This window comes from Acidovorax sp. LjRoot66, assembly GCF_964253305.1.
GTDB lineage: Bacteria > Pseudomonadota > Gammaproteobacteria > Burkholderiales > Burkholderiaceae_C > Acidovorax.
The window spans coordinates 4,637,724-4,654,131 of record NZ_CAXUQU020000001.1; the positions used below are offsets into that span (position 1 = coordinate 4,637,724).

The window sequence follows — 16,408 nt, forward strand, 5'->3', positions numbered from 1 at the left end:
GTGTTTCATTTCATGCCTTGGCAGAAAACAACCCAGCAGGGCGAAAGCTCAGCACCGCCGCCATCAAGGCGTACATGGCGACCTCGGCGCACAGCGGGCCCAGATCGGCCGCCACGGCGGGCGGCAGGGCGGCACGCAGCAAGAGCGGCAAGAAGGCGCGGCCGATGGTGTCCACCAGCCCCACCAGCAAGGCGGCCACGAAGGCCCCGCGCACCGAGCCGATGCCGCCGATGACGATGACCACCAGCGCCGGGATCAGGATGGCCTCGCCCATGCCCACCTGCACGGCCATCAGCGGGCCCATGAGGGCGCCAGCCAGGGCCGCCAGGGCAGCACCCAACACGAAGATGCCGCTGAACACGCGCTTGACGCGCACGCCCATGAGCTCGGCCATCCAACGGTCCGACGCGCCGGCCCGCACCAGCATGCCCACGCGGCTGTGGTTGACCAGCAGGTACAACAGGCCCGCCACCAGCACCCCGGCCACCAGCACCACCAGCCGGTACGAGGGGTAAGGCAGGCCGGCGAACAGCTCCACCGGGCCCGACAGCAAGGCAGGCGTGGGCGCCATCACGGGCGATGGGCCCCAGACCATCTTCACCGCATCGTCGGCCACGAGGATCACCCCGAAGGTGGCCAGCACCTGGGCCAGGTGGTCACGCCCATACAGGCGGCGCATCAGCGTCACCTCCAGCAGCACGGCCACCAGCACCGTGGCGGCAATCGCCACCAGCACTGCCCCCGCGAACGAACCGCTCTGCACATGCACGGTGGCCGCCACGTAAGCGCCCACCATGAACAGCGAGCCGTGCGAGAGGTTCATCACGTCCATGATCCCGAAGACCAGGGTCAGGCCCGCTGCGATCAGGAAGAGCATGAGCCCATAGCCGGCTCCGTTGAGCAACTGCTCGATGACGAGGATCGGATTCATGGCGTGAAGGGGCTGCGCAGGGGCAATGGTGGCAAGCTCACTTCAGTGGGCACTGGGCGGAGAAAGCGTCGCCGTAGTTCTCCAGCACCGTCTTGATGGTCTTGTTGGTCACGCGGCCTTCGGCGTTCTTGCCGATGGTGCGCAGGTAGAAGTTCTGCACCGGGTAGTGGTTGTTGGCATAGCGGAAGCTGCCGCGCACCGAAGGGAACTGGGCCTTGGCCAGGGCCTTGACCAGGGCCTCGCGGTCGGCCACCTTGCCGCCCACAGCCTTGACGGCCGAGTCCATGGCGCTGATCACGTCGAAGGCCTGCGCAGCGTAGATGGAGGGGTAGCGCCCGCCGTACTCCTTGCGGAAGGCGGCCACGAAGGCCTTGTTGGCCGCGTTGTCCAGGTCATGCGCCCAGTGCGAGGTGTTGAACAGGCCGAGCATGGGTTCGCCCACCGCGCCGATGATGTCCTCGTCGGCCGAGAAGCCGCTGGTCACCAGCATGATGTCCTTGGACAGCCCCGCGCCCACGAACTGCTTGATGAAGTTGATGCCCATGGCACCGGGCAGGAAGAAGTACACGGCCTCGGGCTTGGCGGCGCGCAGCTGCGCCAGTTCGGTCGCGTAGTCAATCTGGCCGACCTTGGTGTAGATCTCATCGACCACCGTGCCCTTGAACTTGCGCTTGAAGCCCGTCAGGCCATCCTTGCCAGCGGGGTAGTTGGGTGCGATCAGCACCATGCGGCCAAAGCCGCGGTCGGCCGCGAACTGGCCCGCAGCCTCGTGGTACTGGTCGTTCTGGTAGGCGGTGCCGAAGAAGTAGGCATTGCACTGCGCACCAGCGAGCTGGCTCGGGCCGGCGTTGTTCGACAGGTAGGGCACCTTGGCCGCAAACAGCGTGGGCGCCACGGCCAGCGCGACATTGGAGGCGATGGGGCCGGTGAACAGGTCGATCTTCTCGCGCTGCACGAAGCGGTCCACCAGCTGCTTGGCCTGGTCGGGGCTGCCGGCCATGTCGGTCTGCACGAACTCCACCGGCTGGCCACCGAGCTTGCCGCCCAGTTTCTTGATGGCCAGGTTGAAGCCGTCGCGCGCATCGGCGCCGGGGCCGGCGAACGGGCCCGAGATGTCGAGCGCCATGCCGACCTTGATGGGGCCCTGCTGCGCCGTTGCTGTGAAGCTTGCGCAGGCCGCCAAAGTGGCCAGTGCGGCCAGAGCGACTACTTCGAGCCGGTTGCGAAGCGAGGTGCGGGAGAGTTGTGCCATCTTCAATCCTTATCCATCAACAAAAGGAAAACCAAAAAACCGGGAGCGCTGCGGATGCGGGTGTCAAAGCCCCACTTCGACACGCCCTGCCACCACGCGCACCGGGAATGTGCGCACCGCTTCGGTGACCGGTGCCCTGCAAGGCGCCCCCGTGCGGATGTCGAAGGTGCCCTGATGCAAGGGGCATTCCACACAGCCGTCTTCCACCCAGCCATCCGACAATTTGGCGGCGCCATGGGTGCACAGGTCGTACAGGGCAAAGAGCCCTTCCCCGTCGCGGAACACCGCCACGGGCAGGCCATCCACCACCACGGGCCATACGGCACCGTCGGGAAAATCCTCGGGTTCGCCCACGTCGTGCCACGCGGCTATGCCATCGGCGAGCGCTGCGCTCCGATCAGGTGCGTTTTCGGTGCTTGTTTGCATGGCAGGGCCTCAGATGGGGGTGGCAAGCAAGGTGGCCACGCGCGAGGTGTCGTACACCACGCGCTTGCTGCGGTAACGCCATTCGCCTTCGTGCAGCACCACCTCGTCGAGGTACGTACCGGCCTGGTAGACGCTGGACTCGCCGGCCGTGCCGGTGATCACCACCACGTAGCTCGACTGGGTGTGCACCACGCCGTCCTTGACGGCAGTGATCACCAGCCCCGAGGTGCTGTGGCGGTACACGTGGTCTTCGAAGATGTTGGCGTTGCGCAGGGAGAGCACGCGGTCGCGCAGCATGCCGGCATTGCGGCAGTACATGATGGGCGCGGGAAAGCCGGCGTCGAAGTTCTCCTTGGGGATGATCTCGTAGCGGCCTTCCTCGACGAAGAAGCCGGGCCACTCCTCGAGGCGGTTGTTGTCCAGCGCGCTCACGTAGCGGTGCTGCAGCTCCAGCAGTTCGGTCCACAGCTGCAGGCGCTCCTGGCGGCTGATGGCGACGGGGGCGGTGGGGGGTGTCATCGTGGTCATGGTGTGCGGTGCCTCAGTAGCCCATGAGTGCCTGGTAACCCACCCAGAAGCGGCGGATCAGGTTCTCGGTGATCACGGTGTCCATCTGCTCGGGCGCCTCGCGCGCCATGGCGATGTAGGAGTGCTTGTCGCCATCGCGCGCCGTGCCGCGCTGCACCAGCTCGGTGGCCTCGGTGTCCTCCATCGAGATGTAGCCCGCAGGGCCCACCAGGTTGGCCTGCAGCATGCGCAACTCGCGCAGCTCGGGCGTGTCGTCGGCATAGCCGAAGAAATGGAACACCAGCTCGAAGTTGCCCGGCCCCTTGGGCAGCAGCTGGCGCGCCACCAGCGTGTTGTGGATCTGCTGCACCACCAGTTGCGGAAAGATGGGCTGGATGTGGTTGGTGGTCATCTCGTCGAACTCCTGGATCTGGCCGAGCAGTGCAGGCTCTTCAAGTTCGAAGCCTTCGTCCATGGAGCGGATGTTCTGCGCGCTGTAGGCGGCGGCGGTGTCCGTCTCCACCTCAGGCTTGGTCACGGTAATGATGCTGTGCAGGCCATGGTTCGCATCGGGGATGGAGCGCGCCTTCATCCCCACGCGGAAGATGTTGAAGGTGGTGTGGAACAGGTGCAGCAGGCTGGCGTGGTAGGGGTCCTTGACGTTCTCGAAGTACAGCTTCCAGTTCGACTTGGAATACTGGCGCGTGCAGCCCAAGTACTCGATGGGCTTGTGGAAGATGCGGTCGATCCACGGGCGCATCTGCTCGCCCAGGTATTCAGGCAGCGGCGGCGTGTCCTCGCTGAAGGTGGCGAACAGCAGGCCCTTGTAGCTGTCCACGCGCAGCTTCTGCAGGCCGTGCTCTTCGGTCTTGAAATCCTTGGGCATGCCGACCATGCCCTTCTGGCCGCGGCGAAACGGCACACCCTGCAGGTCGCCGTTGGCCGCAAAGCTCCACTGGTGGTACACGCAGGTGTGGCTGGCGGCGTTGCCGCGCTTTTCACGGCACACCATGGCGCCCCTGTGGGCGCAGCGGTTGACCCAGCAGGCCAGCCCCTCGGCCGTGCGCGTGACCACCACGGGGGTATCACCGACGAAGGTGGACTTGAAATCGCCCACGTTCGGAATCTCGGCCTCCAGCCCCAGAAAGCTCCACACCGGCCCGCGGAAGATGCGCTCCTGCTCGCGCTCGTACACCTCCTGCGAGCTGAACACCCGGTAGGGCACGCTGGAGCCATCGGACTGCGGGAAGAATACCTGCCGCTGCGCCTTGAGCGAAACGGGTGGCGCGACTTCGACGACGGGGATTTCAGACATGGACGAGACCTCTTCGATTGCTATGCCTCCATGCTAGAAACGCTCGCCCTGCCCCGCTATCCAGTATCGGCACGCGGCGCTGCGGGCCTGTCCGGTTCTTGCAAATGTGCAGTGGCGCCCGCTCAATTGAAGCTGGTCTGGCTCGGCAGTTCGCCGAAGCGCTCGCGGTAGTAGCTCGAAAAGCGGCCCAGGTGGCCGAAGCCGAACTCCAGCGCCGCATCGGTCACGCAGTGGCCGGGGCGCTCCTGCAGGCGCGCACGCACCGCGTCGAGCCGCATGTTGCGCAGCAGCGCCATGGGTGATTCGCCATGGTGGCGCTGGCACAGCATGTTCAGGCCGCGCACGCTGACACCGGCGGCACGCGCCAGGTCTTCGAGCGCCACGGGCGCGCACAGGCGGCTGCGCATGTAAGCGTCGAGCCGGTCGAGCCGGCGCACATCGCCATGTGCGCCTGGCAAGGGGTTGCCGGCACCCGCGTCCAGCAAGGGCACCATGGGCGCCGCAGGCACGGGCACGCTCTGCGCGCAGGAGGCCAGGAACAGCGCCACGTTGCTCTCCATGTGGTCCACCCAGCGCGCATGCGCGGTGCTCTCCACCGCCTGCTGGCTCACGTGCAGCAGCGATTGCATGAGAAAGTGCCACTGCTGGCCCTGCCCTGCGCTCAGCGGCAGCAGCGGGTGAACAAAGGTCGAATCACCCACCAGCGACTCGGGCGCCCAGGCGCGCAGCAACTGGCACGGCACCTTGAGGATGAGCTGGCGCGCGCCCTGCTGCCAGCGCATGTGCAGGTTGTGGCGCGGCGCGATGAGCGCGGCGGCGCCGGCGGGCAGGCGGATGGGAACGCCATCGGACACCATCTCGGCCGTGCCCGAGAGCGACAGATGCACCAGCACGAAGTCGTCGAAGGGGCGTGGGCGGATTTCCACCTCCGCACCGTATTGCAGCATGAACAGCTGCAGCTGGCGCACCCGCACCTTGGACAGCGAGGTGGCCACCGGTCCGCCGCACCATTTCAGCCCATGGTCCGAGAACTCGCGCGCCACCAGGTCGTGCGAATCCACCCGCAGGTCCGACGTGAACAGCGGGCGCTGCTGCAGCGCCGACAGATCCAGGGACAGGGCAGACATGGGAACCATCAGGCAGGACCTCGGCGTGGGTGGGGCGCAGCACGCATCGGGGCGCACCACTTTGATTTGCGTCAACCTCAGCAATTTCCATACCCATGGCTCGGCAGGCGCCAATGCGACAACCCCGCAGCCACCACCGCCGGGCTGCCGACGTACCATAGCAGCAACGCCTGTTCACCCTTTCACCCCGCTGCTCTCCATGTATTCCACCGTCCGCACCTCGCGCAGCGAGTTCGTCCCCATCCGCACCCTGAACTACCACGTCCGCCACTGGGGCGAGGCATCGAGCGACAAGGTCAGGCCCCCGCTGGTTCTGGTGCACGGCTGGATGGACGTGGGCGCCTCCTACCAGTTCGTTGTGGATGCGTTCTCGGCCGCGTTCGCCGATGGCCGGCACATCATCGCCCCCGACTGGCGCGGCTTCGGCCTGAGCAAAGTGCCCACGCCCTGCGACCACTACACCTTTCCCGACTACCTGGCCGACCTGGACCTGCTGCTCGACCACTACGTGGGCGACCAGCCGGTGGACCTGGTGGGCCACAGCATGGGCGGCAACATCGCCATGATGTATGCGGGTGTGCGGCCCGAGCGCATCCGCCGCCTGGTCAACCTGGAGGGCTTTGGCATGCCCGCCACCAAGCCCGAGCAGGCGCCCAAGCGCTATGCCCAGTGGATCGACGAGATCAAGAAGCTGCAGACGGGCGACATGGCCCTCAAGGCCTACGAGGGCGTGGACGGCGTGGCCCAGCGCCTGATGAAGACCAACCCGCGCCTTTCGCAGGACAAGGCCAACTGGCTGGCCCAGCACTGGGCAGAGCCCAATGCACAAGGCCGGTGGGAGATACTGGGCGACCCGGCGCACAAGATCACAAGCTCGCAGCTGTACCGGCTCGACGAAGCCCTGGCCCTGTACGAGCGCATCTCCGCGCCGGTGCTCGCTGTGGAGGCCAGCGACGACAGCCTGGGCCAGTGGTGGAAGGGCCGCTACGACTTGGGCGAATACCACCAGCGCCTGACCCACGTGCGCAATTGCCGCACGGCCGTGGTGCAGGACGCCGCCCACATGCTGCACCATGACCAGCCCGAAGCGGTGGCGCGGCTGATCGAAGGGCACCTGTCTTGCTGAGAGGCTGAGCCATCCTGCGGCCCTGTTCTGCGGCCGTTTTCACAAGGGCAAGGGGCATTGCAGGCCTCCCTGCCCATCCATGAGAAAATGGCCGATTCGGGCGATGCTGAACCACCCCGCCCCAGTGCGGGTCATCCCCTTGCGTGCGCCCACAGCGCAGTGCACCAGGGGCCTGTTCAGCCTTGTCACCCTCTACAGAACACACCTACCAGGACACCACCATGGACGCAGAACGCATCAACCTCATCGGCAACACCTTGAGCGACCTGACCGTGCGCACGCAAGAGTTACGGAGGTATCTTTGACTTCGATGCCAAATTCGAACGCCTGAGAACCGTCAACGCATCGCTCGAAGACCCCTCGGTCTGGAACGATCCGAAGAAGGCCCAGGAGCTGGGCAAGGAAAAGAAGTCGCTGGATGGCGTGGTGCTCACGCTGGAACGACTCACGCGCGAGCTGGCCGACAACACCGAGCTCTATGACATGAGCAAGGAAGACGGCGACGAAGACGGCCTGATGACCATCGAGGCCGAAACCGCCAAGCTGCAGCCCGAGATCGAGCAGCTCGAGTTCCGCCGCATGTTCCGCCACGAGGCCGACCCGCTCAACTGCTTTGTAGACATCCAGGCCGGCGCCGGCGGCACCGAGGCCTGCGACTGGGCCGGCATGCTGCTGCGCCAGTACCTCAAGTACGCCGAACGCAAGGGCTTCAAGACCACGGTCGAGGAAGAAACCCCGGGCGACATCGCCGGCCTCAAAAGCGCCACGATCAAGGTCGAGGGCGAGTACGCCTACGGCCTGCTGCGCACCGAGACCGGTGTGCACCGCCTGGTGCGCAAGTCGCCGTTCGACTCGTCGGGCGGGCGCCACACCAGCTTTGCCAGCCTGTTCGTCTACCCCGAGATCGACGACTCGATCCAGATCGACATCAACCCCTCGGACGTGCGCACCGACACCTACCGCGCATCGGGCGCGGGCGGCCAGCACATCAACAAGACCGACTCGGCCGTGCGCCTGACGCACATGCCCACCGGCATCGTGGTGCAGTGCCAGGACGGCCGCAGCCAGCACGGCAACCGCGACATCGCCTGGCAGCGCCTGCGCTCGCGCCTGTACGACCACGAGATGCGCAAGCGCCAGGAAGAGCAGCAAAAGCTGGAGGACACCAAGACCGACGTGGGTTGGGGCCACCAGATCCGCAGCTACGTGCTGGACAACAGCCGCATCAAGGACCTGCGCACCGGGGTGGAAATTTCGGCCACGCAGAAGGTGCTGGACGGCGACCTGGACGCCTTCATCGAAGCCTCGCTCAAGCAGGGCGTGTGATGCAGCGCGACGCAGCAGCCGCCACCACCGTCGCAGCCACGGCCCCGGGCCGCAGCGCGATTGCCGTAGAGGCCTTCATCTTCGACATGGACGGCACCATGATCGACTCCATGCCCTGGCACGCCAAGGCCTGGGTCGAGTTCACGCGGCGCCGCGGCATGGCCATCGACGTGCCCGACCTGATGGCACGCACCACGGGCCGCAATGGCACCGAGTGCATCCGCGAGCTGCTGCAGCGCGAGGTCGAGCAGGCCGAGGCCGACGCCCTCACGCGCGAGAAGGAAGACATCTACCGCGAGCTGTTCGGCCCCGCCTTCACCGAAGTGGCGGGTTTTCGCGCCTTCGCGGCACAGGCTTCCACCCGCGGCTACAAGCTGGCCGTGGGCACGGCAGGCGACATCCACAACGTGGCCTTCGCGATGTCGCGCCTGGGCATGGAGCCCGAGCCGCTGACCATCGTGCGCGGCGACGAGGGCCTGCCCGGCAAGCCACAGCCTGCGATTTTTCTCGAAGCGGCGCGCCGCATCGGTGCCGCGCCCGAGCGCTGCATCGTGTTTGAAGACGCCCCCTTCGGCATCGAAGCCGCACGCCGCGCGGGCATGCATGCCGTGGCCGTGTGCAGCACCCACAGCGCGCAGGAACTGGCGGGCCCGCATGTGCTGGCCGCCGTGCGTGACTACCACGAACTCATGAACACCGACTTTCTGGAGCGCATCCATGTTGCCATCGCCTAACGCAGACGCAAGCGGCGCGGGACCGGCCATTGCCATCCGCCGCGAGGATTACACCGCCCCCGCCTACTGGATCGACAGCGTCGAGCTGACCTTCGACCTGGACCCGGCCAAGACGCGCGTGCTCAACCGCATGACGCTGCGCCGCAACCCCGACGTGGCCGAACAACCTCTGAAGCTCGATGGCGAGGACCTGAACCTGGCGCGCGTGCTGGTCAACGGCCAGGGCACCTCGTTCAAGATGGAAGGCTCGCGCCTGGTGCTGGAGAACCTGCCCACGGGCAAGGACGCCTTCGCGCTCGAGATCTTCACCACCTGCTGCCCGGCCAAGAACACGCACCTGATGGGCCTGTACGTGAGCCAGGGCACCTTCTTCACGCAATGCGAGGCCGAGGGTTTCCGCCGCATCACCTACTTCCTGGACCGCCCGGACGTGATGGCCAGCTACACCGTCACGCTGCGCGCCAACAAGGCCCAGTACCCGGTGCTGCTGTCCAACGGCAACCTGGTGGACAGCGGTGACCTGGAAGACGGCCGCCACTTCGCCCAATGGGTGGACCCGCACAAGAAGCCTTGCTACCTGTTCGCCCTGGTGGCAGGCAAGCTGGTGGCGCGCGAGCAGAAGATCCGCGCCCGCGCCGGCACCGACCACCTGCTGCAGGTGTACGTGCGCCCTGGCGACCTGGGCAAGACCGAGCACGCCATGAACTCGCTGATGGCCAGCGTGGCTTGGGACGAGGCGCGCTTCGGCCTGCCGCTGGACCTGGAACGCTTCATGATCGTCGCCACCAGCGACTTCAACATGGGCGCCATGGAGAACAAGGGCCTGAACATCTTCAACACCAAGTATGTTCTGGCCAGCGAATCGACCGCGACCGACGTGGACTTCGCCAACATCGAGAGCGTGGTCGGCCACGAGTACTTCCACAACTGGACGGGCAACCGCGTCACCTGCCGCGACTGGTTCCAGCTGAGCCTGAAGGAAGGCCTCACCGTGTTCCGCGACCAGGAGTTCAGCCAGGACCTGGCCGGCAGCCCCTCGGCCCGCGCCGTCAAGCGCATCGAGGACGTGCGCGTGCTGCGCACGGCGCAGTTCCCCGAGGATGCCGGCCCCATGGCCCACCCGGTGCGGCCCGACAGCTACATTGAGATCAACAACTTCTACACCGTCACCATCTACGAAAAGGGTGCTGAGGTGGTGCGCATGATGCATACCCTGGTGGGCCGCGACGGCTTTGCCAAGGGCATGAAGCTGTATTTTGAGCGCTTTGACGGCCAGGCCGTGACCTGCGATGACTTCGCCCAGGCCATAGCCGACGCCAACCCCGCCAGCGACCTGGCGCGCCTGCTGCCCCAATTCAAGCGTTGGTACAGCCAGGCCGGCACGCCGCGCGTGAAGGCCACCGGCAGCTACGATGCCGCCGCGCGCACCTATACGCTGACCCTGGCGCAAAGCTGCGCCCCCACGCCGGGCCAGGCCGAGAAGCTGCCCTTCGTGATCCCTGTCGGCCTGGGCCTGCTCACGCACGAAGGCGCTGCCCTGCCCCTGCAACTGCAGGGCGAAGACACGGCCGGCGCACCATCGCGCACCGTGGTGCTGACCGAAGCCAGCCAGACCCTGGTGTTCACCGGACTCGACGCCGAGCCCGTGCCCTCGCTGCTGCGCGACTTCACCGCCCCCGTGGTGCTGGACATCGAGTACACCGACGAACAGTTGCTCACCCTGCTGGCCAACGACACCGACGCCTTCAACCGCTGGGAAGCCGGGCAGCGCCTGGCGCTGCGCACCGCCATCTATGCCATCACCGGCAGCGGCCCCACCAGCGGCGACATTCTGCCCACCGCCGTGGTCGACGCGCTGCGCAGCGTGCTGCGCAACCCGGCGCTGGACGCGGCCTTCAAGGAACTGGTCCTGACACTGCCGTCGGAGACCTACATCGCCGAACAGCTCGACGTGGTGGACCCGCAGCGCATCCACGCCGTGCGCGAAGGCATGCGCGAGCAGCTCGCCCTGGCCCTCAAGGCCGACTGGGAATGGGCCTGGGAGCAGAACCAGGACACCGGTGGCTACAGCCCCGACCCGGTATCGTCCGGCCGCCGTTCGCTCAGCGGCATGGCGCTGCACATGCTGTGCATCGCCGCCCAGCGTACCGGCGACGAAGTGTGGCCCGGCAAGGCCTACCAGCGCTTCAAGGTGGCCAGCAATATGACCGACCGCTTCAACGCGCTCACGGCCCTGGTGGCCAGCGGCAGCGCGCATGCGGCAGCCGCACTGGCGCGCTTTCACGCGCTGTTCAAGGACGAGCCCCTGGTCATCGACAAGTGGTTTGCGCTGCAGGCCGGCGCGCCGGACAAGGGCGGCAACGTGCTGCCGGCCGTGCGCCAGCTCATGCAGCACCCTGACTTCAGCCTGAAGAACCCGAACCGCGCTCGCAGCGTGATCTTCAGCTATTGCAGCGCCAACCCCGGCGCCTTCCACCGCAGCGATGCAGCAGGCTACGTGTTCTGGAGCGACCGCGTGATCGAGCTCGACGCCATCAACCCGCAGGTCGCCGCCCGGCTGGCGCGTGCGCTCGACCGCTGGAAGAAGCTGGCCGAACCCTGGCGCACCGCAGCCCGCGAGGCCATCGCCCGCGTGGCCACGCGCCCCGACCTGAGCAACGACGTGCGCGAGGTGGTCACCCGCGCACTGGCGGACTGACAGGCAGCGGCACCCATGGCATCCACCACCCCTGCCGAGCAGTTCGCGCAGCGCTTCAACCCGCTGCGCGACACCGTGTACGACGCCAGCGCCATGTTCAGCGGCTCGGCCATGTCGGCCGACCTGGCCGCCCTGCGCCCACTGGCGGAAGGCCTGGGCGCAGAGTCCTCCGAGCTGGCCCAGCTGCTCTGGCTGCAGTTCGTCGTCTATTCCAAGCGCCAGATGGACGACGAGGGACTGCCCCTGGGGCTGCGCGCCCTGGCCATCCGCAGCGCCCTGTCGGACCTCACGCCCACCGAGCGCTACGAGCAGCACTACGCCATCGGCGAGTCGGCCCTGCAGTCCGAAGAGTACGACACTGCCATCGAGCACCTGCGCCAGTCGGCCCACTGGGCCGACCATGCCGGCGCCACGCTGGGTGCCGAGCAGAAGCTGGGCATTCGCGAAGAGATCGGCTATGCCCTGCACGAGGCCGGGCGCTTTGACGAGGCGCTGGCGCACAACCAGCAGTTGCTGGCCGATGCGCAGAGCGCCTTCGGCTCCGACACGGACGTGCGCTTGTCGGGCCTGATCAACAACCTGGCGCAAAACGCCTACGAAATGGGCGACGCGGCCCAGGCGCGGCGCTACCTGCAACAGCGCCTGGCGCTGGGCCAGGCCCTCAACGACGACGGCATCGTGCTGGACACGCTTTTTCAGCAGGGTGTGCTGGCGCACGAATCCGGCGACAGCGCACTGGCGCACAGCCTGCTTGAGCAGCGCGTGGCCATTGCCCACGCCAGCGGCGATGAAGACCTGCTCGAAGAAGCAGAGGCCACGCTGGCAGAACTGGCCGAGCGCGAGCAGTCGCAACCCTGATTTCACAAAAACCCAAAGCCCAAGGACACACCACCGATGAGCTCCCGCATCTCCCTCACCCGCTACCTGGTCGAGCAGCAACGCATCGACGGGCTCATCCCCTCGCAGCTGCGCCTGCTGCTCGAAGTGGTGGCCCGCTCGTGCAAGAGCATCAGCCAAGCCGTCAACAAGGGCGCGCTCGGCGGCGTGCTGGGCACGGCCTCCAGCGAGAACGTGCAGGGCGAGATCCAGAAGAAGCTGGACATCATCGCCAACGAAGTGCTGATCGAAGCCAACGAATGGGGTGGCCACCTGGCGGCCATGGCTTCGGAAGAAATGGATGGCATCTACCTGGTGCCCAACCGCTACCCGCAGGGCGAATACCTGCTGCTGTTCGACCCCCTCGACGGGTCGAGCAACATCGATGTGAACGTCAGCATCGGCACCATCTTCAGCGTGCTCAAGAAGCCCGATGACGACCGCGGCGTGGAGGCTGGCGACTTCCTGCAGCCCGGCACGGCACAAGTGGCGGCCGGCTACTGCATCTATGGCCCGCAGACCACCCTGGTGCTCACCGTGGGCGACGGCGTGGCCATGTTCACGCTCGACCGCGAGCAGGGCTCGTTCATCCTCACCGAAGAGAATGTGCGCATTCCCGACGACACCAAGGAATTCGCCATCAACATGAGCAACATGCGCCACTGGGACGCCCCCGTGAAGCGCTACATCGACGAGTGCCTGCAGGGCAAGGATGGCCCGCGCGGCAAGGACTTCAACATGCGCTGGATCGCCAGCATGGTGGCCGACGTGCACCGCATCCTCACGCGCGGCGGCATCTTCCTGTACCCCTGGGACAAGCGCGAACCGAACAAACCCGGCAAGCTGCGCCTGATGTACGAGGCCAACCCCATGTCCTGGCTCATCGAGCAGGCCGGTGGCGCCGCCACCAACGGCAAGCAGCGCATCATGGACATTGAGCCCACACAGTTGCATGAACGCGTCAGCGTGATCCTCGGATCAAAAAATGAGGTCGAACGCGTCACAAGCTACCATTCCACGCTATAATCTGAGGCTTACGCCGGTGTAGCTCAGTCGGTAGAGCAGCTCATTCGTAATGAGAAGGTCGGGTGTTCGATTCATCTCTCCGGCACCAAATGAAAAGCCCTGATTCGCAAGAGTCAGGGCTTTTTGCATGGGGACTGAGGCGCAGATTTTGATGGCGCGCCCGAAACGACCTGGCCACCGCCACGCCTGCACAGGCCTGAAGGCGCGGCAATTTCCCGGCTCCCACGCAGGATCTGCGCACGAAGGCTACACTGCGCCACAGCAGTCGCATTCCACCTTGCTGATCGACAACCGCAACCCCATGCACGCAGCCGCCTGGCCTCCCCTGACGAATACACGCTGAACGCGCTCGCATGTCGCGCACGCCACCACTGGCGCGCCTGACTGCTGCAGCTGCGTCTGAGGCACCTGCCGGATCCAGCCATCCGGCAGGCAGCTTCACATCGCCCCACTCCCTGACACCGCACCGCGCCATGCCCTGGCGCGGTGGTGCGTGCCCGTGTGCGGGCGGCATCTTGTTCCGTTGTCATCGCCACCTGGATAGCCCATGCTTGCCTCTTTTTTCAACACCGCAGTGGCCCGAGCCATTGCCCATGTGCCCCGTCCTCTCGTGCAGAAAATCTCGCGCCGCTACATTGCCGGCGCATCCATCGCCGAGGCCGTCGTGCGCGTGCAGGCACTCAATGCACAAGGCTTCACAGCCACCATCGACGTGCTCGGCGAGGTCACCCGCGACCTTGCACAGGCACAGCAGACGGCCGATGAATACCAGGGCGTGCTGGACGCCATCCACCACCACGGCTTGCGCGCGAACATCTCCGTCAAGCCATCGGCGCTGGGCCTTCTGCTGAATGCGCAGCAGTGCGAGACCCACATCGCGGCGCTGGCCACGGCAGCCCGGCGGCACGGCAATTTCGTGCGCATGGACATGGAAGACCTGCAGTGCACCCAAGCGGAAATCGACCTGCTCCAGAGGCTCAGGGCCAATGGCCATGGGAATACCGGATTGGCCCTGCAGGCCTACCTCAAGCGCACCTACCGGGACATCGAGCCACTGCTGGGCCGCCACAACAACCTGCGCCTGTGCAAAGGCATCTATGTCGAGGACAAGGCCCACCTGGTAGAGGGCGCCCGCCACGACCGGCAAGCCATCAACAGCCACTTTCTGCACCACGTCGAGCGCTGCCTGGACACCGGCACCTTCGTCGCAGTGGCCACCCACGACGAGGCGCTGATCGAGCAGGTCATTGCGGCAGCAAGGCGCCGTGGCAATGGCGCCCCTTCTTCAGGGCTGGAATTCCAGATGCTGCTGGGCGTGTGCGAGCCCTTGCGCGACCGCCTGCGCGACATGGGCTATCCGGTGCGGATCTACGTGCCCTACGGACAGGACTGGCATGGCTACATGCATCCGCCGGCTCAAGGAAAATCCGCAATTGGCGGGGTACTTGCTCAAGGCCGCGCTGATGGGCTGATACATCCAGCCCGAGGGTGGTGGCACCCCACCTCCAGGCACGCCCGCCGCAATCGTGAACAAGCGTGGCGGGGCGGCGTTGGCACCCACTTCCCGGGCATACTCAAATCAGCATAAAGGCTTGCACGAAGACAGTGCCTGCCACGCAGCCAATGCACTCCACCAATGACAGCCCCCCGCCATGGACAAGAACACCCCCTGCGACCGGCGCAGCGGCAAGGACCGCCGCCAGACCGAAGCCGGCCCACCGGACAAGCACGAGCGGCGCCGCTCCATCGAGCCGCGCCAGCCCGAAGTGCGAGAGCTGCACCTTTCGCCTGAAGAATTGGTGGCCATGGGCTTTGGCACTGTGCAGGCGGATACCACCGAACCGAACAAGGCATCCTGAGCGCAGCACAGGCAACAGGGGTCGCCGTGCGCAGCGCACGACAGGGCCCAAGGCGGCAACGCCCACCCCACCAAGCAGTTGCGGGTCAGTTCGTTTGCGTCTGGCAGGCGTCGCGCGCGCTCATCACGCGGTGGGCGACCATGTCGAGCGCCGGGCGCACATTGCCCTGCTTGTCGGTCCACACCTTGGGGGTGACCGAGCCGGCCACAGAGATGGACTCGCCATCGTGCAATTGCTCCATGGCCATGCACACATCGTCATCGAACGCAATGACGTTGACGAACAGCATCTCGCCCTCCGCACTCGGCGCCCGCACCTTGGCCACCATGTAGGGCTTTCCTACCTTGTCCAGACGCCGCTCTGGGCCCCCGTAGAGACGGCCCGAAATCAGTCCATCGATCATGCAATCCCCATCCAGCACTTGTTGTCGGTTTGTTCTCGCCGGGGCCATCGCCCCACCCACCCAGCCGGAACACAGCAGTCTCGAAAAACCCGCCACCCCTGCCCACAAAAAAAGCCCAGGACCAACGGCTCTGGGCTTTCGCTGTGAATGATGGGGTCGCCGCCAGCACGGGCGTTTTCCAGGAATGCCAGGCCGCAGCAGCATCGCCAACCCGTGGCGATCACCCCACCCCGCTCCCCTGAAACCATGGCCCGCCTCGGAGTCGAACTGCCCCGTCGCATCGGACCAACCCGCATGGCGCCTTGTCTTGACCTGCGCAGCAACCACCATGGGCGCCACGCACATCCATCCAAAAGCCAGTACGTATTGTAACCACCGACCTTTCAAACAGGGCGCTTTGACCACACGGTGCAGCATGCGCGCGACACTGCCAGCCCACTTCGACAGAGCCCCGTCCAAGCCAGCCAGCTTCACACCGGCGCACAATCCGCATTTGGCGCACACCGGCAAACCGGTCACAATGGCCCGGCAAGCTCCACCAGTTCGCACCCACCATCTTTCGAGAGGGGCCACCATGACTGTCCTGGACGACGCCAGCATCGAACTGCCCTGCCCGCACTGCCAGCAGGCCGTCAAGGAGCGGCTGGGCAAGCTCAAGCTCAGCCCGCGCATCACCTGCCCCCGGTGCCGCCGCACCAGCGAGGTCACGCCCGAGGCGTTGCAGCGCGCCACCCACAAGCTCACCCAGGCCTTTGCCAACATCCAGCAATCGCTGGCCAGGCTGGGGCGCTGACGCACCGCG

At 66.1% G+C, this 16,408-nt stretch carries 16 protein-coding genes and 1 tRNA gene; 10 read left to right on the forward strand and 7 right to left on the reverse strand.

Annotated features, from left to right (window positions below):
- Positions 1-10 precede the first annotated feature (10 nt).
- From ACSQ3Y_RS21785 to ACSQ3Y_RS21810, 6 genes are all read right to left on the reverse strand, one after another.
- The gene (locus ACSQ3Y_RS21785; protein WP_436178855.1) at positions 11-931 is read right to left on the reverse strand and encodes a branched-chain amino acid ABC transporter permease; all 921 of its coding nucleotides are present in this window, start codon (positions 929-931) and stop codon (positions 11-13) included.
- Between the two features lie 37 nt (positions 932-968).
- Positions 969-2,183: an ABC transporter substrate-binding protein gene (locus tag ACSQ3Y_RS21790; protein ID WP_436178856.1), complete on the reverse strand. Its 1,215-nt coding sequence runs from the start codon at positions 2,181-2,183 to the stop codon at positions 969-971.
- Between the two features lie 63 nt (positions 2,184-2,246).
- Entirely contained in the window at positions 2,247-2,609 is a 363-nt protein-coding gene (andAb, locus tag ACSQ3Y_RS21795) for an anthranilate 1,2-dioxygenase ferredoxin subunit AndAb (RefSeq protein WP_057203623.1), read from the reverse strand.
- A gap of 9 nt (positions 2,610-2,618) precedes the next feature.
- Complete coding sequence (andAd, locus tag ACSQ3Y_RS21800) at positions 2,619-3,137, reverse strand: anthranilate 1,2-dioxygenase small subunit AndAd (RefSeq protein WP_436178857.1); 519 nt, start codon at positions 3,135-3,137, stop codon at positions 2,619-2,621.
- A 13-nt stretch (positions 3,138-3,150) separates the two neighbouring features.
- Positions 3,151-4,431 carry an anthranilate 1,2-dioxygenase large subunit AndAc gene (gene andAc, locus ACSQ3Y_RS21805; RefSeq protein ID WP_436178858.1) on the reverse strand — a complete coding sequence of 427 codons (1,281 nt, stop codon included), beginning with the start codon at positions 4,429-4,431 and terminating at the stop codon, positions 3,151-3,153.
- Between the two features lie 122 nt (positions 4,432-4,553).
- Complete coding sequence (locus tag ACSQ3Y_RS21810) at positions 4,554-5,558, reverse strand: AraC family transcriptional regulator (RefSeq protein ID WP_082604276.1); 1,005 nt, start codon at positions 5,556-5,558, stop codon at positions 4,554-4,556.
- 199 nt (positions 5,559-5,757) lie between these two features.
- On the opposite strand from ACSQ3Y_RS21810, the gene ACSQ3Y_RS21815 reads away from it, so the two are divergent.
- The 9 genes from ACSQ3Y_RS21815 (at position 5,758) to ACSQ3Y_RS21855 (ending at position 15,203) form a co-directional block, all read left to right on the forward strand.
- Positions 5,758-6,684, forward strand: coding sequence for an alpha/beta fold hydrolase (locus ACSQ3Y_RS21815; RefSeq protein WP_436178859.1), 927 nt, complete (start codon positions 5,758-5,760; stop codon positions 6,682-6,684).
- 221 nt (positions 6,685-6,905) lie between these two features.
- A protein-coding gene (prfB, locus tag ACSQ3Y_RS21820; protein WP_436178860.1) for a peptide chain release factor 2 occupies positions 6,906-8,010 on the forward strand; the annotation gives its coding sequence in 2 pieces (ribosomal slippage) (positions 6,906-6,986 and positions 6,988-8,010; 1,104 coding nt in all).
- Entirely contained in the window at positions 8,010-8,744 is a 735-nt protein-coding gene (locus ACSQ3Y_RS21825; protein ID WP_436178861.1) for an HAD family hydrolase, read from the forward strand. The genes prfB and ACSQ3Y_RS21825 overlap by 1 nt, the downstream gene beginning before the upstream one ends.
- Entirely contained in the window at positions 8,728-11,442 is a 2,715-nt protein-coding gene (gene pepN, locus ACSQ3Y_RS21830; protein ID WP_436178862.1) for an aminopeptidase N, read from the forward strand. The genes ACSQ3Y_RS21825 and pepN overlap by 17 nt, the downstream gene beginning before the upstream one ends.
- Before the next feature lie 15 nt (positions 11,443-11,457).
- On the forward strand, positions 11,458-12,300 hold the full coding sequence (locus tag ACSQ3Y_RS21835) for a tetratricopeptide repeat protein (protein WP_436178863.1): 843 nt from the start codon (positions 11,458-11,460) through the stop codon (positions 12,298-12,300).
- Between the two features lie 36 nt (positions 12,301-12,336).
- Positions 12,337-13,344, forward strand: coding sequence for a class 1 fructose-bisphosphatase (locus ACSQ3Y_RS21840; RefSeq protein WP_057203631.1), 1,008 nt, complete (start codon positions 12,337-12,339; stop codon positions 13,342-13,344).
- 12 nt (positions 13,345-13,356) lie between these two features.
- Positions 13,357-13,432 (forward strand) — tRNA-Thr (locus tag ACSQ3Y_RS21845).
- A gap of 459 nt (positions 13,433-13,891) precedes the next feature.
- A complete protein-coding gene (locus tag ACSQ3Y_RS21850; protein WP_436178864.1) occupies positions 13,892-14,932 on the forward strand; it encodes a proline dehydrogenase family protein in 1,041 nt (346 codons plus the stop codon).
- Between the two features lie 64 nt (positions 14,933-14,996).
- Positions 14,997-15,203, forward strand: a complete 207-nt coding sequence (locus tag ACSQ3Y_RS21855; RefSeq protein ID WP_436178865.1) for a hypothetical protein — start codon at positions 14,997-14,999, stop codon at positions 15,201-15,203.
- A gap of 85 nt (positions 15,204-15,288) precedes the next feature.
- Here ACSQ3Y_RS21855 and ACSQ3Y_RS21860 read toward each other — a convergent pair whose 3' ends face one another.
- Positions 15,289-15,606 (reverse strand): single-stranded DNA-binding protein, encoded by a 318-nt coding sequence (locus ACSQ3Y_RS21860; RefSeq protein ID WP_057203633.1) that lies wholly within the window; start codon positions 15,604-15,606, stop codon positions 15,289-15,291.
- Positions 15,607-16,180: 574 nt separating this feature from the next.
- Here ACSQ3Y_RS21860 and ACSQ3Y_RS21865 point away from each other — a divergent pair.
- Positions 16,181-16,399 (forward strand): hypothetical protein, encoded by a 219-nt coding sequence (locus ACSQ3Y_RS21865; protein ID WP_057265843.1) that lies wholly within the window; start codon positions 16,181-16,183, stop codon positions 16,397-16,399.
- Positions 16,400-16,408 lie beyond the last annotated feature (9 nt).